Raw genomic sequence first — 16,067 nt, 5'->3', positions numbered from 1 at the left:
AGCTCCTGAGGGATCGGGCCCTATCCGCGGGCTATATCAGTGGCCGGCTCGGGCTCTTCGGGCGCCGGCGCCGGCGTCGTCGTTAATGCGGTAGCGGCGACGGCCAGGTCCAGTTCGCGTTGGCGAACCAGCGCGAAAGTGATCGGCACGGCGGCCAGGCCGATCAGCCCCAACACGATGAACGCCCAGTGGAAGCCGCCGGTCAGTGCGGCCGGTTCCGCGTGGCCGTGGTGCAGCAGCGTCCCGGTGTGGGCTGCGGCGACGGTTGATGCGACGGCCACACCGATCGCTCCGCCCAGCTGCTGGGTCGTGTTCAGCAGTCCGGAGGCAAGTCCAGCCTCATGCTCAGCGACGCCGGCCAGGGCCGCGATCGACACCAGGATGAACGCGAACGCGGTGCCAATCCCGGTGATGAAGAACGGCCCGGCAAGGTCGGCCCAGTAGCTGCCGTGCACCGGAACCTGCATAGTCCAGAGCACACCGGCACCGATGAGGGTCATGCCGAAGGCCATGACCAGCTTGGCCGAAACCCGAGTCACGAGCGCCTGCGCCAGGCCGGCAAATGCGACGGAGGTGACCGACGCGGTGAGCCACGTGATGCCAGTGCGCAGCGCCGAGTAGCCGAGCACCTGCTGCATGTACAGGGTTCCGATGAAGATGTACGCGAAGAAGCTCGCACCCAGCAGGAAGCTGACCGCGTTGGCCCCGGCGAGCGTCTTGAGCCGGAAGATGCGCAGCGGCACCAGCGGGGCTTGCACGCGCGACTCGATGACCAGGAACGCGACCAGCAGCGCCGCCGAGGCGGCCAGCAGGGCGACCGTCCTGGTCGAGTCCCAACCGACCTTCGGCGCATTGGAGATCGCATACACCAGGAGCACCAGGCCACCGGTCACCGAGCCCGCGCCGAACGGGTCGTAGCGCCGCCGCGCCGTCTCGATGCGGCTCTCCGGCACGACACGCGGCACCAGGATCAGGACCACAACACCGATCGGCACGTTGAGAAAGAAGATGTACTCCCAGCCGGCGAACCGGGTGAACAGCCCGCCCGCGATCGCCCCGAAGGTCGCCCCGCCGGCACCAAGCGCACCCCAAATGCCCAGCGCCTTGTTGCGCTCGGCGCCTTCGCCGAACATATTCATCACGATTGACAGCGCCGCGGGCAGGACGATCGCCGCGCCGATTCCTTGCACGGCGCGCATCGCGATCAGGAACGAGTCCGTTGTCGCGAGCGCGGCCGCTAGCGAAGCAGCGGTGAAGGTCCCCAGCCCGACCATGAACACGCGGCGCCGGCCTAGAAGATCGGCGGCTCGGCCGCCGAGCATCAGCAGCCCGCCGAAGGCGATGCCGTAGGCGGTGACGACCCATTGCAGGTTCGATGCGGAGAAGTGCAGCGAACGACCGATGGTCGGCAGGGCGACGTTGACGATGGTGAGGTCGACGATCGTCATGAAGAACGAAACGGCGAGCAGGGTGAACGCCCGCCAACGGTTGATCTGGTTCATGGCTGTCTCCTTGAGATTGGGATCGTCACGATGCGGTGGCGAGGCCGGCGGTGGTGAGCAGGTAGGCGGTGTCGCCGAGGTTCGGGTCGGCGGCCAGCTCGACGATTGCTTTGCCGGCCTGCTCCGGGGTGAGGGCCGGGCCGAATCGTTCGAGTGCGGTGGCCAGGTCCAGTCCTTGGCGGGCGGCGTAGGCGGCGACACCGGCTGCGCCGAGGTCGGTCGCGGGCGTCAACTGCGGGAGTACTGCGGTGAACTTGATCCCGAGCCCGGCCCGCTCGGACTCCGTGGCGGCGTAGGAGGCGATGAATCGGATGGCGGCCTTCGCCCCGGCATACCCGCCGCTGAGCGGGGAGCCGGCGACGGCGGCACCGCTTGAGAACGCGATGACCGTGCTGCCCGGGGTGAGCGGGCGGAGCAGCGCTTCGCGGGTCCAGTTGAAGACCTGCTGGACGTCGACGTGCCAGTTACGGCTGAACGTCTCCCAGGTGTGCTGGTGGATCGGCCGGGTGAGCGGCCTCGCGCCGGCGTTGAGCACGATGATCCGCGGCTGCAAGGCGTCGATCAGCTGGCCGGCGACGACCGGGTCCGCCGCGTCGGCAACGACAGGGGTGAAGCTCTCGCCGAGTTCGGCGCGCACCTCGTCAAGCTGGGTGCGGTCGCGGGAGACGCCGATGACCTGCGCGCCGGCGAGGGACAGGGCACCGGCGACGCCTCGGCCAAGACCTCTGCTGGCTCCGGTGACGATGGCCGTGGATCCTGATAGGTCTTGAGTGGGCATGTGGTCTCCTAAGTCTTGGTTTGGTGGCAGCGGACTTTCTTGCACTCCGCCGGGACAGTCGGTCCAGGTCGGGCGGGTCACGTGGGTGTCGATGCCAAGTTCGCGAGTTCGACACACCGGGTGAAGCCATCCCCGTTTACCGGCGGCGATGGACCGGAGCCGCAGGACCGGAACTCATCGGGAGTGGCCGTGCCGGTCTGCCGGCGCGGCGAACACGATCACGGGCCGCCTGGCTTCGGCGGGCTGCGCGTCCGCGCTGTAGCGGGGCTGAGCGGGCCGAGCGCGGCGTTGTGGGGTGAAGCGCACGTACCAGCGCAGCAGCAGACCCATGGTCAGCAGGTAGAAGGACTGCATCGCCCAGATCGGGCCGGGCGGCAGGTTGAACACGTACAGGCAGTACAGCAGGTTGCCGACGTTGTTCATCACCAGGTAAGCAAGGCTGTACGAGGACAGGTCACGGGTCCGGCGGGCCTTGAGGAGCATCGGCAGGTTGCTCGCCGCGAAGATCACCGAGGAGACCGTCCCGGCCACCAACGCCAGACTCATCATCACGCACCTCCTTCCGCTGAGCTGTTCGTCAGACGGGTGTCGAGGCTGGCGGTGCGGTCTCGACACAGGTGCAAGAATCCGATCCTCGGAGGTAGCGATGCAGTACGTGATCCTGATCTACAGCAACCCGGCGTCCAGGCAGACCTTCGACGCCTTGCCCCCTGCTCGACGCAAGGCGGGCCTGAACGCGTTCCGGGCCCTCAACGAACAGCTGACCAGGTCCGGGGAGATGCTCGCCACCGCACTCCTGGCCGACCCGTCGCTGGCCAAGCAGGTGCACGTCAGCCACGGCCAAACCGTGACCGGCGACGGCCCGTTCGCCGAGGCCAAAGAGCATCTGGCCGGCTTCTACCTCATCGACTGCGACGACATCGATACCGCGATCGCGTACGGCGCCCAAGTGCACGAGGCCGCAGCCGGGGTCGACCTGATCGAGGTGCGGCCCGTGATGACCTTCAACGCGGACGAGATGTGATCATCGGGCGCGAACTCGAGCAGACCCTGCGCGAACAGACCCCGCGGGTCCTCGCCGTGCTCGTGCGCCGCTACGGCGACTTCGCCGGGTGCGAGGACGCGGTCCAACAGGCGCTGCTCGCCGCCGCCGAGCAGTGGCCGGCCGCCGGGGTGCCGGCCAACCCGACCGGCTGGCTGGTCAGGGTCGCCGCGCGCCGCTGGGTCGAGCAGTGGCGCAGCGACGCGGCTCGCCGCCGCCGAGAAGAGCTGGCCGCGAGCCGACAGCCACCCGGCCCCAACCCAGTGCCGGACACCGAGGACACACTCACCCTTCTGATGTTGTGCTGCCACCCGGCCCTCACCCCGGCTTCCCAAATCGCAATCACCCTGCGGGCCGTCGGCGGCCTGAGCACCGGGGAGATCGCCCGAGCCTTCCTGGTGCCCGAGGCCACCATGGCGCAGCGGATCAGCCGCGCCAAACAGGCCATCAAAGCCAGCGGGGCCCAGTTCAGCACTCCACCGCCAGAGGAGCTGCCCGACCGGCTAGCCGCGGTGTTGCACGTGCTCTACCTGACCTTCAACGAGGGCTACACCGCGACCTCCGGCACAGCGCTCACCCGGGTGGACCTCACCGCCGAGGCGATCCGACTGACCCGCCAACTGCACGACGCCCTCCCCGACAACGGCGAGGTCACCGGCCTACTCGCCCTGCAACTGCTCACCGACGCGCGCCGACCTGCCCGTGCCCGGCCCGACGGCGCCCTCATCCCGCTCGCCGAACAAGACCGCGCCCGCTGGGACACCCAGGCCATCACCGAAGGCACCGCCCTGATCGGCGGCGCGCTCGCGGCCGCGCCCGTCGGTCCCTACCAGCTGCAAGCCGCGATCGCCGCCCTCCACGACGAAGCGGCCAGCTACCAAGCCACAGACTGGCCCCAGATCCTCACCCTGTACCAGCTACTCGAGAGCCTTGCCCCCGGGCCGATGATCACCCTCAACAGGATCATCGCCCACGCCATGGTCCACGGCCCCGCCGCCGGGCTGCACGAGCTCGCCGCCGCGGAAGCCGACCCCGCCCTGGCCGATCACCACCGGACACACGCCGTCCGCGCCCACCTGCTCGACGAGACAGGCGACACAGACGCCGCCCGCGCCGAATACCAGCTAGCCGCACAACGCACCCTCAGCATCCCCGAACAGCTCTACCTGCAAGCACGCGCCGCAGCACTGCCCCACTGACCCGTGCCCACCCGCGGCAACATCGCGAACCGGCGCGGCTTGGCCGGTGGACCCCCGGTGTGGCCACCGCGGCCGAGGCGCTGCTCACCGACATGCTGCGGGTGCTCGGCCCGGACCACCCCAGGACCCTGACCGCCCGCGGCAACCTCGCCCATTGGCAGGCCCTGGACTCGCCTATTGGCAGGCCCTGGACTACACAGGAAACGCGGGACGACGTGATCCTGGCATTGGGCCTTGCGCCACCGGTACCTCGCGGACGACGCGAGTTGCCTGGTTCAGCCCGAAACCGCGAGGGCGAGGCGGTCGAGGGATTCCTGTAGGCCGTCGGGTCCGATGACGGGCAGCTTGTCGATCATGTCGAGGTGGGTGAACTTCCGCCAGTCGTAGACATGCGTCACCAGGGAGCCGGATCCAGCCGGAGCCATCCGCCACAACCAGACATGCCCGGCCGGAGGATCCCCCGGCGAGGCCGGTGCCCACCCGATCGCCCGGTGGGGCTCGAATACCACCACGTGATTCTCGACGGTGTGGTCGCCCTTGAACGCGTTGTGCATGTTCATCGTGAACACCTGTCCGAGCTCGGTGAGCGTGACATGGTCCGCCGACCCCTGGACCATCCCGCTCGTATCGAGCAGGTGATGGTTGTCCGGCCGGACGAGGAACCCGAAAACGGTCTCCGGCGTGGCCGCCACCATCCTCGAGACCTCGATCATCCGCTCCCGCACCACTCCGGTCCTCCCAAAAGAGCTGAGCTCGTACTCGCCAATGCCATTAGTCTGTCAGCTCGAAAGGCTCGGCACAGGCGGGTCCGTTCGCAACGAACTCCCGTGGGGGCCAACTGGCAGGAACGGGAGTTTATGAGCCGGTAGCTGGGTGCGCCGCGCCCTGATCGCCGCTCCAGACCCAGTCACCACTGCGGTTCCGTGGTTCGCGGTCAGCTTGCTTGTGTGCTGTCTTGATAGAACGGGTAGAGGCGGAAGCCGTCCTTCTCGAAGTGAGGGAATGTCCGGTAGAAGTCGGTGGCATCGTCCTGACTGAGGAGATCTATTCGCTCCCCGCCGGCAAGGCGCAGAGCCTCGTTGACCATGGCACGGCCGATCCCCTCGCCGCGGCGAGTCTCGTCGACCACCATGTTGGCGAGGTACGCCTGTAGTTCTCCATCGCTGAAGAGCTCAGCGAACCCAATGACGGCCCCGTGATCAAGCGCGACGACCGTGGTCACACCGGGGGCCGTCAGCACTCTCGTAGCACGCGCCGGGTCCGCGGGAAACGACGGCCAGCCTTCGTTGGTGCAGAGTCGCAGTACCCCGTCGAGATGTGCGGCCACAAACCGTGTGTACTCAGGCATCGGGCTATCGTTTCATCCTCGCGAAGGACACTGGGCCTCGCCGAGACGATCGGCGCTCGCACGGCTCTCCATCGGCGTCGAAATCGCCGGACAAATGCTCGTCACCGCCTGCGACAACCCCGCCAGGATGAAGTCCGAGGCAGGATTCGCGATGCTCTGCGGCGTCGCTGCACTGCCGGCCTCGTCAGGGATGACCCGACGGCATCGGCTGAACCGCGGCGGGGACCGCCAAGCCAACCGGGCCCTGCACCTGGCCGTCGTCAGCCGCATCCGCATCGACCCCAAGCCCAGGCCTACGTCGCGCGCAAGACCACCGAAGGCCGCTCCAAGCTCGAGATCATCAGGTGCCTGAAGCGCTACCTCGCCCGCGAGATCTACTACCTGCTCAACCCCGGCCAGCCCCACATCACCCGCCGCCCCTACCACCGGCGACCAGCCGCATGAACTCACACCCCAGCGGCTCCTCCATCGCCGCCAACCAGCCGGAGCGCAGACGCGGTCAAGATGGAGCACCCCACGGCTGAACGACCTTGACCGCGTCGAGCACCGGCACACCATCATCACAAACGGAGGAGCCGCCAAACCAGCCATTGACAAACAGGAAACCATCCGCAGTTGTCAGTACACATCGACTCAGTACGCCGACCTGGCAAGGGATCTGGGTGTCGTCATGTCGGTCGGGCGACGCGGGCAGAGCTGGGACAACGCCGTCGCGGAATCATTCTTCGCGCCCCTGAAAGCCGAGCTGATCCGTCACCGCGCCTGGCCGACCCCCCAGGCCTCGTCCAGCGCGATCTTCGACTACATCGAAGGCTGGTACAACACCCGCCGACGCCACTCCACCCTCGGCTACCTCAGCCCTGCCACGTTCGAAACCACCATTATCACCAGTACCGAACAGGTAGCGTGAACCAGCCCCACATCAAACCTGTCTGTCAAAACGGGTCAACGCCAGCGGCGCGATCCAACTCGCGCGGACCCGCAGCACGAGCACACTCGGTTGTCGTCCGGTCCGCCGTTGGGAAACGGTCAGTGCCGGCTTGTCAGCCACGTTGCTTGCGCAACACGTTTCTGAACGCGAGATCCTGCTGCGGCGAGGGCTGGCAGCGATCCCGGGCCACCAGTGTCGACAACGATCGATTTTCAACACTCCTCAGAGCGCACCGACCGTTCGTGGGCCGCGGGCCGACGCATCGAGCGGAACTAGTGCAGTCTGTAGCGTACGTAGGACCTGTTATCAGCCAGCGGCCACCGGAGTAGATGCGACTACGGGGGTCGGAGGCTCACATCCGGGCGCGCAGTACGTCGGCTTCTCCGCGTGGCGAGAACGGGTCGAAGCCGTGCTCGGCAAGCCAACGAACCACCAGCAGAGATCGCAACGACCACCACGCGCGGACCACGTCGAGGTCTACGTCTCCGCCGTAGCCGGCGACGACGTCGCCGAGGTGCTCCGGGTGCCCAAGCGTCAGGGTGGCGAGGTCGCGCAGGGCGTCGCCCTGTCCCCCTTCAGACCAGTCGATGATGCCGGTGATCTCGTCGCCGTCGGCGAACACGTGGGTGATGTGCAGGTCCCCGTGGGTGAACACCGGGGTCCACGGGCGGAGCGCGGCCGCGGCGACCCGGCGGTTGCGGGCGACCAAGTTGGCGGGCAGGAGACCGTCCCTCACGAGCCGCTCGCACTCTTCGTCGAGCTTCGCCGCCAACTCGTCGATCCCCTGGCCGCCCCCGCCGGGCCAAGGCGGCGCCGGCGCGTCGTGCAACTCCCGGACCACGGCACCCGCCGCGGCCCAGGCCGCCGGGGATGACGTCGACGGCGTGCCGATCCGGCCCAGCACTGTCCCTGGGACCGCGGAGATCGCGAGCACGGACGGCTTGTGCCAGAGCACCCTCGGGGCCGGGACCGGCACCAGCGCCATCACCTCGACCTCGCGGTCGAGGCGCGCGGGGTCGGAATCCACCTTCAAGAACACGTCGCCGACGCGCAGGGTCGCGCGCTCGGAGTGGGCGATGACGACTTTGACCTCATCCATGGGCGGCCAGTATGGCGGGGGTGATCGCCTCCGTCACCGAATTTATCGCGTGCGCACGCGCGATGGCCGTCGCGCGATCCGGCAGACCCGCGCGCGCGACGCCACTGCCGCCGAGGTGACGTCGAATGGCACGATTGGCCGCGTGATACCGCCATGGTATCATTTGGTATGGCTATGACACTGCGACTCACCGAGGAAGAGACGGAGGCCCTGCGGCGAACCGCCGAGGCCGAGCACCGCTCGATGCAGGACGTCGCCAGAAACGCGATCGCCGAATACACCCAAAACCACCGCGCACTGCGTGACCGGCTCCTCGACCGTATCTTCACCGAGGACGAGAACCTGCTGAAGCGTCTCGCCGAGTGACCGAGTTCCTGAGGCTCGAGGATCTGGTGAGGGCTGCCGAACGGATCGGCGGCTCGGAGTGCATTCGCGACGTGGGGCTGTTGTCGTCGTCGATCGCACGGCACACCTCGGTCGTGTTCGGGATCGACGTCTACCCGAGTCTGGACCTGAAGGCGGCCGCGCTGCTGACCTCGGTGGTCAGCAACCATGCCCTGGTCGACGGCAACCAGCGCCTCGGCTGGGTCGCGATGCGGTTGTTCTATGCCCTCAACGGTGTCGAGTTGCGGTTCGACGAGGACACGGCTTACGAGTTGGTGCTGGACATTGCCAAGGGCCTCGACGACGTTCACCACGTTGCGCGGTTGCTGGGCTCCTGGCATTAACCCGGGCCCCAACCCCCAGAGACCTCACCGAAGTCCTGACACATCAACTGTCACCCATGTCCTGAGACATCACACGTGCGCCCGGCGATTGCGCGCGGCGGTCACTCCATTGCGGTCAGACGCTGCTCCTCGGTGTCGAACCGCTTTCTGACGGCGGCGGCGTTGCGAGCCGCCTGGTGGAAGGCGCGTTCGAGGCGCCGGGTTTGCTTGCGCGCTTCGCGCAGCCTCTGGCGGGTCTGTTCAAGTTGGTCGTTGAGCCGGACAAGGTCGGCTTCCAGGTCGGCGATGCGATGCTGGTGCGCGTCGAGCACCTGACCGGCCTGCTCGTGCTCGGCCGCGGCCAGTGTGTAGTCCGTCTGCGCCTCGTCGCGGCGTTTCCGCTGGCCGGCTCGGCGCTGCTTCAGCGTGTGGTCCACCGGCGAGTGGCCAGCCTTTGCAGGAAGGCGCCGCGTGGTCGTCGCAGTCGGGCGTTTGCGCGGCGGGGCGACGCGGCGTACGACGCGCGGCCCGATCGGGGCGAACCCCACCGGGTCGCCGTTCTCGTCGACCACGCCGAATCCGACGCGCCGAAGGGCGTGGTCAGCTGTCCGGAGCGGAGCAGTTGCGCGGCCGCGGGGTCGACCAGGGCGGCGTCGAGGGTTTCGGTGAGTCGTTCCGTGGTTGCGGGCGTGACGCGGCGGCCGCCGGCGGCCTGGTCGCGCGCGACCCGGACGAGGCCGCACACCAGGTCGTGGCGTTGCCGGGTGAGTTCGCGCCGTCGGGTGCTGTCGGACGGCAGGTAGGTCTCGCGCAGCTGTTCGCCGAGCTGGGTCAAGGCGTGAATGCCGTCGGGATCGGTGCGGACGAGTTGGTTGGCGAGCCAGGCCGACACCGTCGGCTTGCGCAGCGCCGCTACCGCAGCGGCGGTCTGCTGGTCTCCGGTATCGAGGGCCGCCTTGGCGAGTAGGTTCCGGGCGCCGATGGACTGCTCGGGTATCAACCCGTACAGCTCGACCATCGCGGCGTCGGTCTCCATTTGTCCACCAGTGCGTTGAGCGCGCCGTGATCGGCAACGCGCGTCGCGTGGACCAGCCGGCTATGCCTTCGGGTCCAGCGGCCCGCCGGAACATCGATCACGGTGTCCTCGATCGCACGGGCAGCCCGAGTGCACCGAAGCTTCATCCACCGCCACCGAGACCTCCACGCAGCCGTGCTCGCGGCAGCCGCCGTCCCGGCAGAACCAGCCTCCAGCAACAGTGCCATCAGCATCGCGTCGCTGCGCGCAGACCTGCTCAACGCCCGCGCGCACAACACCCGGCTGCAGCAGCACATCCATGCCCTGGAGACCCGGCTGTCGGAGAGCCTCGGCGAGGCCGTCTTTCGTGAGAGCGGCCTCGGTGCGCCCGACGACATCCACAGCTTCAGCAGGCACTCACCGACCGCGAGCAACAACTCCTCGAGCTGCGCCGCCAGCTCGAAGAACGCGACGACGAACTGGCCGCGGCCCGGGCGGCTAACCGCGAACTGATGACGCAGCTCAACACTGGCTTATGAGCACAATCCCCGCGTTGTCCTCGGCAGGCTGGCGTCTGAAAGCGTCGCCACGTCCTCTGGCTCCAGGCCGGGCACGGATCCGGACCATCCGCAGCGGATGCGGCGCCGCAATGGCCATCCTCGTCGGCTGGTCCGCCTCCCGGCCAACCATCGCAGCCATCCAAACCCAACAACCCTCCATGCCCCAGCCCGAACAGATGACTGGAGTTGACGAACGACCAGCAGATCCGTAGGCCGATCGAGAACAGGACCATGTCCACGTGATCGCTGAGCCACCCGGTACCCAGTAGCGCGGCGCAGCTTGAGCGGTCACCCGGCGACTTCTCCTTGGCTGTGGGTCTTACGTACGCCCCCCACAACCACCGCATCGTGTCCGGGAAGATGGCTCCGCCGTGCTTGAGCGTGTGCCCACCTTCGCCGATGACCAACTCACACTCGTAGCCGCGGTAGGCAAGCGCGGACGCCATGTCTCGGTTGGCGATTGGCCAGTTCCCGAAGACGACATCAAGGTCTCGCTCACCGGTCTGCAGGAACACGCGTAGCGGCTTGCGTTCGGTCCGGCGGATCAGGCTCGGGTACTCGTGACCCCCGCGTATGTTGACGAAGCTGCCGCAGTGGCTCACGACGTTGCCAAAGGCCTCGGGACGTTCCCAGGCGGCGGTAAACGCACAGATCCCTCCCGAGCTGTGGCCGCAGATTGCGCGACGCGTGGCATAGTCGGTCACGGTAACCGGAAGGCGTGGGATCAGCTCATCGAGCAGGAACTGCGCATAGGCGTCACTGAGTGTGTCGTACTCGACGTTGCGGTTCGTGTCGCCACCCCACAGCGGGTTGCCGGGACCGCTGTCGCCAGGCTCGACGAACACACCGATGCAGACCGGCATCTCGCCTCGATGGATGAGATTGTCGAAGACCACGTGGGCGTTGACATTCGGCCGCAGGTACGATTCGCCGTCTTGGAACACCATTAGGTTCGCCGGGTGATCCGGCGTGTACTGGGCGGGGACGTACACCCAGTATCGGCGCTTCGTTCCGGGGAACCTCTCACTGTCGTCGAGTCGGTACTCGGCGACGCTGCCCCGAGGGGTTCCCGGCTGAGGCAGCGAGTCGGTGCCGAGTTCGTAGGGCTCGTCGCCCGCCTCCGCCGCCTGGAGCTGCACCTGATCGCGCTTACTGATGCTCAAGCGAGAAACCCCCTATCTGGACCGCAAGTCAGCGGTCCGGTCATTCAATTTGCGTAGTCTTCGTCACAGCTTGCGGCATCGACGCTGCCGAGGTGACCACGCATGCGGCCTTTCGCCTTGCCCGACCCGTCCGGGCTGTTTCGGGCAGGTACACCATCTCGGGGTGCGCGGCGCTGACCTTCCGAGCCGGCATCCATGCGCACGGTCGCTGGGAGGAGATGCTGCACGCCGGTAGAGCGCTCCACGACGCGGTCAGCTGCTTCGCACGGGAAACTGATCGAGTGCGGCGCGGAGGAACGCGTCGCGGCGTTCGGTGACGGCCGCTGCGTCCAGCGGGCTACCGTCGTCAGCGAACCCCGGGAAGCCGTGCATCACGGTCGGCGTGTTGAGCGCGGCCACCGCATCCCAGTAGGGCACAGACGTTGCCGCCCGACCGGCCTGTCGCCGCCAGCCCTCCAACACATGGTCCGGCGCGTCCTGGCCGTACTGAAGGGCCATCTGCATCCGCAGGCTGCCGAGATCGACCCCCGGATCACCGACGCCGGCCGTCTTCCAGTCGATCAGCGCGACGCAACGATCTCCCTCCCACAGCATGTTGCCGGCCCAGACGTCGCCATGCACGAACACCGACGCAGCCGCGGGCACACCGTGCGATCTGACCCGCTCGTCGGCCTGCCGCAGAAGAGGGGTGGTCGGCACCGAGCCGCGCCGGCGTTCGCCGGCGCGGTCGTCAACGGCGCACGGCCGAGGGCGGTACGGCAGGTGGGCCTGAGCCCCCATGTTGAAAGCGTGGACCCTGGCAAGGGCGGCTCCTCCTTCCCGGAGCCGGGCGACCGAAGCCGTCGGCGGGAAATCGGCGCTGCCGGACAGGAAGGTCTCCAGGGTGGTGACGGTTCCGCTCCCCCTCCCGCCGAAATCGGCGGCGATCAGCCGCGGCGCGGCCAGGCCACGGGCCTCGGCCAGCTGAAGGGCTCGGGCGTTCGTGATCAGCCACGCGGCGGCGATCCAGCCCCGGACGGGTACCTTCAAGATCACGTCCGTGGCCTGGGCCGCCGGTCCTTCGATTCTCAGGCGGAACGTGCCAGAAGAGCGGTGGCCGCCGCGACCTAGGCTTTCAACGGAGAGCTGGCTCCTGCCGGCACCCAGGGCACCACAGGCCCAAGCCAGCGTAGCTTCACGTGGCGAATGAGTCATCTTCGAAGGTTCCCTTCAACAGTGAATGTGTGTGAAGGGGAACGAAGAGAAGATGGAGCTCTCCCGCCCACCAGTACATCTTCACACCTCCCCCCTTAGCTCAAGCGCGGCAGCTCGTAGTCGATGCCGGCCAGATCGTCGAACAAGGCACCGGCGCCGAACTCATGGCGCTCAACGGTCACTACGCCAAGATGTACACACCCAAGCCAGCAGCTACCGCGACGGCTAGATTCCAAGGTCTGAACCCACACCTGACGGTGTCCGCAAGCGGTTCCTCCTGCGGGATACCCTCTGCGCCTGTCGCGCGCGCAAATCGCTGGTGCCCGTTCGACCCGCCCGGTGCTACCCGCCCGGACAGGAGCGCCATACGGACAGATTTGTCCCACGGCTGCGGCGCAGTTGATCCGGTAAAAGCCCCCACCGGAAGCTGCGCAGCTCTCGCACGGGGTCCGCGTCGTCGCCGGCGTCCTTCGGGACCCGGGCGATCACCACCGGGTTGTTCTTGGTCGGGGCGACGTTGTAGTCCGGTCCCCGCAGTTCGTCGGCGTGCTGCTCGTCGACGACGAACCGCTCCAAAAGGCTCGCCCGGCTGGCTGTCGATGCATAGCGACCACGCATACCCCGAGGTTGCCGCGCGACGCCTGGTGACAACGGAGCAGCGCCGGGTACCGGCAAGGAGTGGACGGGCAAGACAGCGGCGTACCGGTTGACGCGGTGCGTGCCGGACCGGGGCAGTTTCGGCTCGCGGCCGAGCGCGTCGAGATCGATCTGCTCTTCGCCACCGGCGGTCAGACCTTCCGGGTGATCTCCCGGCCCGTCGACATTGGCAGCGGCCGATACCTGGTCACCGTTGCGGTGGTTGCCGGTCCAGGCGCCGGCAGCCAGCTCACCGTGCAGGTGCAGGTCGGGTCACGCCTCAACCGCGGCCGCCCTTAGAGGAGCTGCTCGACGTCGCTGGAATCGAGGTCGGCGCGCGGCCGGACGAACCTGAGCGGATGCCGCCACTGGCCGGCCTGGAGCGCGGCGTCTGCGGTGACCTCGGCCACTATTTCGGGCCGGACCTTGGTCAGCGGTTTCTTCGCGTCCTTGCCGCCCCAGCGCTGGGAGCTGATCTCGTCGGGCCAGGGGTGCCCGCGCCGGGCCGGGCGAAGCATCGCCCCGAGCTCGGCCGACTGCGCCGCGTTCAGCGGAACCGTGCGGCCGACGACAACCAGCTCGTTGCCTCGGTAGCGGCCGGCGATCACTACCTCCGGCCGGTCGATGGGTCCGACGACGCCGCCGACGATGACCTCCACGGTGTCGCGGCGCTTGACCTTTCAGAGGGCTGGGTTCTCTAGCGTGCACTATCGCGCGGGGATGGCAATCCGGCGGGTGCACGACACCTCGGCTGCGGTGAGGCGTGGTGGCTCTACGTTGGCGCTCGTGCCAGTTGTCGAGGTATGGCGGTCGGCGGCGGTCTTGTGCAGGCGCTTATGGTTCGGCTGCCGTCGGGTGCCCGTATTCGAGCTGCGGTCGGGTCGCCTCAGTCCGTAGGGTGCGGCGCGTGAAGTTACGGACGACCTTGGACCGACTGGTAGCTGCAGCATCACTCCCGCCAGTGGCTGAAGCCGAGCCATTGCCCGGCCTGGGGCTGGACAATCAGCTGCTGCTAGCGACGCTCGTCAACGGTCAGCAAGTCCTGCTTCGGCAAGGATCAGCCTCGGTAGCGCCCGCTCCTCGTGCCAGGTTCCTGGAGTTGCATCAGGTCGGTGCACCACGCCTGTGGGCCGCAGATGACACCGGTGCCGTCCTGGTCGACTTCGTGGCTGGCGAGACGATGGCCGCCGCTGCCGAGCGCGGCGCGGTAACCGATGAGGTGTGGCGCCGACTTGGGCAGGCATATGCCAAGGTCCACAGGGTGCGGTTTCCGAGACCTCTGACTGGCACGTTCGGCCCACAGGAGCTGCAGCTCGCACCCGACGATCCGGTCGACAGCCTCCTGACGACCGTTGACTCCGGCGAGCCGTGGGTCGCTCGGCATCGACCGAGGTTGGCCGGGCATCTCGAACAGCTGAGGTCACGGATCAAACAGCGTTCCGATGAGGTCCGTGCTGAGATCCCGTGTCTCAGCCATGGCGATCCGAACTGGCACAACGTCGTAGTGGGCGACGGATCGGTGACGCTGATCGACTGGGATTTTCCCGCGGTGCGGTATCCGTTGGATGAGCTGGCGGGCGTGGAGGAACACGCCTACCTCCACGGATTCACCGAGTTGCCTGCCGCGTTCTTTGCCGGGTACGGACGTGAAGTGTCTCGGACGTTGCTGCGCCTTTATCGCATCGCGAGCTGTCTGCGGATGTTGAGTAGTCCCGACTGGGCAGGGATGCTTGTCGATGAAGCCATGCCTGCTGGACAACTGGCGATGATCCGGCGCTTCTACCAGGGATGGTCGAACTGGTTCGACGACCTTCCCCGTCACCTCAGCCACACGTAACAGGCAGCGACTCGAGAACGTGGCGATGAACTCGCCGCGGCCCGGGCGGCCAATCGCGAACTGATGACTCAGCTCAACACCCGGCCTACCTGACATTCGGGCGGAATGGAGATCCGTCGGTACTGTCGCACTATGTCTCGTGCCTTCCACAGTGCGCTGGCCGCCGTGGGTCGCTTCAATGACGCCCATCCTTGGTCCCAGAACGACGCCTATGCCGCACTCGTCCTCCACCACGCACGTCGTGTACGCGCGGCGGAACGGAGGCCCTGGACGTGGGTTGCGGGACAGGCAACCTCGTCCGCCGGCTTGCCAACGTCTTTCCCGCAGTAACTGGCATCGAGCCCAATGCCCCGACCGCGGACGAAGCCCGGCGCACCACCGCAGACCTCGCCAACGTCCGCATCCTGACCCAACCGTTCGACGAGTCCCACAGCAACCGCTACGACCTCATCACCTTCGTGGCGGTGCTGCATCATCTGCCGTTGCCGGCCACACTCGAGAAGGCGCGCGAATTGCTGCGCCCGGGCGGCCGACTCGTCGTGGTCGGCATCAGCGAAGAAGCGCGCGCAGACTTTCCCTGGTCGATTGCCTCGCTGATCCTGAACCCGATCGTCGGCGCCGTCATGCACCCGTGATTTTGGAGGTCTCCACCAGCACCGTTTGTAGGTCAGTGCTGACACCACCCGGACCAGGAGGGCAGCCTAGTGTTGGTGGGAGTTGACACCACCCTGGCGGGCGCGCAAGCGGAGCTCGTAGGTCAAGTGGCGGGGAGCACCCCAATCGGGACACCCCCGAGCACGTCCAAGATCAGGCCGAACTGTGGGCGGGACACGCGCGCACCGAACTGGAGTGGGCGAAGAGCCTGAGCAAACGACTGTCTGAGGGCGCCTACACCATGGCCGATGATCCGGGTTCGTGGCGAACGGTCCCCGATCACCTCAAGATACGCTTCTAATCAAACTTGACTAGACGTTTCCTCCTCGTGTACTCTCGCCAAGTAATCAAACTTGACTAGCCTCAACCAATCCGTTCGCAACGCCGAGAGAAGGAACCGAA

At 67.3% G+C, this 16,067-nt stretch carries 20 protein-coding genes and 1 pseudogene; 9 read left to right on the top strand and 12 right to left on the bottom strand.

The annotated features are described in order from the left end of the window. Positions 1–20: 20 nt before the first annotated feature. The 3 genes from E0H75_RS13300 to E0H75_RS13290 form a co-directional block, all read right to left on the bottom strand. Positions 21–1,502, bottom strand: a complete 1,482-nt coding sequence (locus E0H75_RS13300) for an MFS transporter (protein WP_131513799.1) — start codon at positions 1,500–1,502, stop codon at positions 21–23. A 25-nt stretch (positions 1,503–1,527) separates the two neighbouring features. Then, a complete protein-coding gene (locus tag E0H75_RS13295) occupies positions 1,528–2,280 on the bottom strand; it encodes an SDR family NAD(P)-dependent oxidoreductase (protein ID WP_131513798.1) in 753 nt (250 codons plus the stop codon). A gap of 174 nt (positions 2,281–2,454) precedes the next feature. Next, entirely contained in the window at positions 2,455–2,829 is a 375-nt protein-coding gene (locus E0H75_RS13290; RefSeq protein WP_202872982.1) for a PQ-loop repeat-containing protein, read from the bottom strand. A gap of 97 nt (positions 2,830–2,926) precedes the next feature. Between E0H75_RS13290 and E0H75_RS13285 the strand changes: the two genes are divergently transcribed. Both E0H75_RS13285 and E0H75_RS13280 read left to right on the top strand, forming a co-directional pair. Further along, entirely contained in the window at positions 2,927–3,304 is a 378-nt protein-coding gene (locus tag E0H75_RS13285) for a YciI family protein (protein ID WP_131513797.1), read from the top strand. After that, complete coding sequence (locus tag E0H75_RS13280; RefSeq protein ID WP_238162989.1) at positions 3,301–4,521, top strand: RNA polymerase sigma factor; 1,221 nt, start codon at positions 3,301–3,303, stop codon at positions 4,519–4,521. Before E0H75_RS13285 ends, E0H75_RS13280 begins: the two co-directional genes overlap by 4 nt. Before the next feature lie 275 nt (positions 4,522–4,796). On the opposite strand, the gene E0H75_RS13275 is transcribed toward E0H75_RS13280, so the two are convergent. Together E0H75_RS13275 and E0H75_RS13270 are read right to left on the bottom strand one after the other, a co-directional pair. Next, entirely contained in the window at positions 4,797–5,246 is a 450-nt protein-coding gene (locus E0H75_RS13275; protein ID WP_202872981.1) for an SRPBCC family protein, read from the bottom strand. A 209-nt stretch (positions 5,247–5,455) separates the two neighbouring features. Next, the gene (locus tag E0H75_RS13270; RefSeq protein WP_131513795.1) at positions 5,456–5,869 is read right to left on the bottom strand and encodes a GNAT family N-acetyltransferase; all 414 of its coding nucleotides are present in this window, start codon (positions 5,867–5,869) and stop codon (positions 5,456–5,458) included. Between the two features lie 55 nt (positions 5,870–5,924). On the opposite strand from E0H75_RS13270, the pseudogene E0H75_RS13265 reads away from it, so the two are divergent. Further along, a pseudogene (locus tag E0H75_RS13265) lies at positions 5,925–6,313 on the top strand (transposase); the annotation flags it as partial. Between the two features lie 226 nt (positions 6,314–6,539). Continuing rightward, on the top strand, positions 6,540–6,779 hold the full coding sequence (locus E0H75_RS13260; protein WP_131513794.1) for an integrase core domain-containing protein: 240 nt from the start codon (positions 6,540–6,542) through the stop codon (positions 6,777–6,779). Positions 6,780–7,152: 373 nt separating this feature from the next. Here E0H75_RS13260 and E0H75_RS13255 read toward each other — a convergent pair whose 3' ends face one another. Further along, positions 7,153–7,899, bottom strand: a complete 747-nt coding sequence (locus tag E0H75_RS13255) for a phosphotransferase family protein (RefSeq protein ID WP_131513793.1) — start codon at positions 7,897–7,899, stop codon at positions 7,153–7,155. Positions 7,900–8,073: 174 nt separating this feature from the next. Here E0H75_RS13255 and E0H75_RS13250 point away from each other — a divergent pair, with 174 nt between their 5' ends. Both E0H75_RS13250 and E0H75_RS13245 read left to right on the top strand, forming a co-directional pair. Beyond that, positions 8,074–8,265: a ribbon-helix-helix protein, CopG family gene (locus E0H75_RS13250; RefSeq protein WP_131513792.1), complete on the top strand. Its 192-nt coding sequence runs from the start codon at positions 8,074–8,076 to the stop codon at positions 8,263–8,265. Further along, positions 8,262–8,627, top strand: coding sequence for a type II toxin-antitoxin system death-on-curing family toxin (locus E0H75_RS13245; protein ID WP_131513791.1), 366 nt, complete (start codon positions 8,262–8,264; stop codon positions 8,625–8,627). The genes E0H75_RS13250 and E0H75_RS13245 overlap by 4 nt, the downstream gene beginning before the upstream one ends. Before the next feature lie 101 nt (positions 8,628–8,728). Here E0H75_RS13245 and E0H75_RS13240 read toward each other — a convergent pair whose 3' ends face one another. From E0H75_RS13240 to E0H75_RS13215, 5 genes are all read right to left on the bottom strand, one after another. After that, positions 8,729–9,043, bottom strand: coding sequence for a hypothetical protein (locus tag E0H75_RS13240; protein ID WP_131513790.1), 315 nt, complete (start codon positions 9,041–9,043; stop codon positions 8,729–8,731). After that, positions 9,028–9,642 carry a hypothetical protein gene (locus E0H75_RS13235; RefSeq protein WP_131513789.1) on the bottom strand — a complete coding sequence of 205 codons (615 nt, stop codon included), beginning with the start codon at positions 9,640–9,642 and terminating at the stop codon, positions 9,028–9,030. The genes E0H75_RS13240 and E0H75_RS13235 overlap by 16 nt, the downstream gene beginning before the upstream one ends. A gap of 385 nt (positions 9,643–10,027) precedes the next feature. Then, positions 10,028–11,344, bottom strand: coding sequence for an alpha/beta hydrolase (locus tag E0H75_RS13225; RefSeq protein WP_238162988.1), 1,317 nt, complete (start codon positions 11,342–11,344; stop codon positions 10,028–10,030). 252 nt (positions 11,345–11,596) lie between these two features. After that, entirely contained in the window at positions 11,597–12,538 is a 942-nt protein-coding gene (locus E0H75_RS13220) for a phosphotransferase family protein (RefSeq protein ID WP_131513788.1), read from the bottom strand. A 342-nt stretch (positions 12,539–12,880) separates the two neighbouring features. Further along, complete coding sequence (locus E0H75_RS13215; RefSeq protein ID WP_131513787.1) at positions 12,881–13,156, bottom strand: SOS response-associated peptidase family protein; 276 nt, start codon at positions 13,154–13,156, stop codon at positions 12,881–12,883. Positions 13,157–13,216: 60 nt separating this feature from the next. Between E0H75_RS13215 and E0H75_RS13210 the strand changes: the two genes are divergently transcribed. Continuing rightward, positions 13,217–13,474 carry a hypothetical protein gene (locus E0H75_RS13210; RefSeq protein WP_131513786.1) on the top strand — a complete coding sequence of 86 codons (258 nt, stop codon included), beginning with the start codon at positions 13,217–13,219 and terminating at the stop codon, positions 13,472–13,474. On the opposite strand, the gene E0H75_RS13205 is transcribed toward E0H75_RS13210, so the two are convergent. Beyond that, positions 13,471–13,833 (bottom strand): hypothetical protein, encoded by a 363-nt coding sequence (locus E0H75_RS13205; protein WP_131513785.1) that lies wholly within the window; start codon positions 13,831–13,833, stop codon positions 13,471–13,473. The two genes, E0H75_RS13210 and E0H75_RS13205, sit on opposite strands and share 4 nt — an antisense overlap. A 302-nt stretch (positions 13,834–14,135) precedes the next feature. Here E0H75_RS13205 and E0H75_RS13200 point away from each other — a divergent pair, with 302 nt between their 5' ends. Next, positions 14,136–15,011, top strand: a complete 876-nt coding sequence (locus E0H75_RS13200) for a phosphotransferase (protein ID WP_165553693.1) — start codon at positions 14,136–14,138, stop codon at positions 15,009–15,011. Between the two features lie 191 nt (positions 15,012–15,202). Further along, entirely contained in the window at positions 15,203–15,646 is a 444-nt protein-coding gene (locus E0H75_RS13195) for a class I SAM-dependent methyltransferase (protein ID WP_131513783.1), read from the top strand. Positions 15,647–16,067: the final 421 nt, after the last annotated feature.

It is taken from the genome of Kribbella capetownensis (genome assembly GCF_004331485.1).
In the GTDB taxonomy this organism is placed as follows: domain Bacteria; phylum Actinomycetota; class Actinomycetes; order Propionibacteriales; family Kribbellaceae; genus Kribbella; species Kribbella capetownensis.
This window is presented reverse-complemented; position numbering and strand designations above follow the sequence as displayed.

Coding starts and splice junctions, on each gene's coding strand:
- E0H75_RS13300 (WP_131513799.1), bottom strand. CDS start 1,502: ATGAACCAGATCAACCGTTGGCGGGCGTTCACCCTGCTCGCCGTTTCG.
- E0H75_RS13260 (WP_131513794.1), top strand. CDS start 6,540: ATGTCGGTCGGGCGACGCGGGCAGAGCTGGGACAACGCCGTCGCGGAA.
- E0H75_RS13215 (WP_131513787.1), bottom strand. CDS start 13,156: ATGCGTGGTCGCTATGCATCGACAGCCAGCCGGGCGAGCCTTTTGGAG.
- E0H75_RS13220 (WP_131513788.1), bottom strand. CDS start 12,538: ATGACTCATTCGCCACGTGAAGCTACGCTGGCTTGGGCCTGTGGTGCC.
- E0H75_RS13250 (WP_131513792.1), top strand. CDS start 8,074: ATGACACTGCGACTCACCGAGGAAGAGACGGAGGCCCTGCGGCGAACC.
- E0H75_RS13290 (WP_202872982.1), bottom strand. CDS start 2,829: ATGATGAGTCTGGCGTTGGTGGCCGGGACGGTCTCCTCGGTGATCTTC.
- E0H75_RS13235 (WP_131513789.1), bottom strand. CDS start 9,642: ATGGAGACCGACGCCGCGATGGTCGAGCTGTACGGGTTGATACCCGAG.
- E0H75_RS13270 (WP_131513795.1), bottom strand. CDS start 5,869: ATGCCTGAGTACACACGGTTTGTGGCCGCACATCTCGACGGGGTACTG.
- E0H75_RS13285 (WP_131513797.1), top strand. CDS start 2,927: ATGCAGTACGTGATCCTGATCTACAGCAACCCGGCGTCCAGGCAGACC.
- E0H75_RS13255 (WP_131513793.1), bottom strand. CDS start 7,899: ATGGATGAGGTCAAAGTCGTCATCGCCCACTCCGAGCGCGCGACCCTG.
- E0H75_RS13295 (WP_131513798.1), bottom strand. CDS start 2,280: ATGCCCACTCAAGACCTATCAGGATCCACGGCCATCGTCACCGGAGCC.